This window comes from Alcanivorax sp. HI0083 (assembly GCF_001635175.1).
This window is the reverse complement of sequence record NZ_LWFX01000113.1, coordinates 1-617: the sequence shown is the minus strand read 5'-3', so window position 1 is coordinate 617 and position 617 is coordinate 1. Positions and strand designations below refer to the sequence as shown.

Annotated in this window: 2 protein-coding genes; both read left to right on the top strand. The window is 56.1% G+C overall.

The window, feature by feature from the left end; all coding sequences use genetic code 11:
• Positions 1-360: TraR/DksA C4-type zinc finger protein (locus tag A3754_RS01330; protein WP_063518655.1), on the top strand; the 360-nt coding region annotated here is incomplete at its 5' end.
• 4 nt (positions 361-364) lie between these two features.
• A partial coding sequence (locus A3754_RS01325) for a GTP-binding protein (protein ID WP_304439768.1) occupies positions 365-617 on the top strand: 253 nt, incomplete at its 3' end.

The following is a 617-nucleotide window of genomic DNA, read 5'->3' as shown; positions in this document are numbered from 1 at the left end:
AGCCAGCGGGCGTTTTTCCGCAACCGTCTTGTTGTCCTGGCTCACGATTGCGAACAACACATCGGCAGCGCCAGAAATAATTTGCATACACCGACCCAGGCAGACCCATTGGACGCCGCTGTCGAGGAGGAGAGCTGCCGCCATCAGCTACGCTTTATGGCCCGCGAACAAGCTTTGCTGGGGAAAATTCGTGCTGCCCTGAGGCGGCTGGAAAGCGGGGATTACGGTTACTGCAAAATCAGCGGTGAGCCCATTGGTCTGCCGCGGCTGCTGGCCCGTCCTACCACGGAATACTGTGCCGAGGTGAAGGCTCGCCTTGAACAGAATGAACGCCACTATGCTCATCAACGAACAGGATAGAAACATGACAAGTCAGCAAGCCAGCCCCATTCGCCAGCTTCCCGTTACCGTGCTGTCAGGGTTTCTCGGCGCCGGGAAGACCACTGTCCTCAACCATATTCTCAACAACCGAAGCGGCCTGCGCGTTGCCGTTATCGTCAACGACATGAGTGAAATCAACATTGATGCGGCACTGGTCAATCAGAACGTTTCGCTGAACCGGTCGGAAGAGAAACTGGTGGAAATGAGCAATGGCTGCATCTGCTGCACATTGCGCG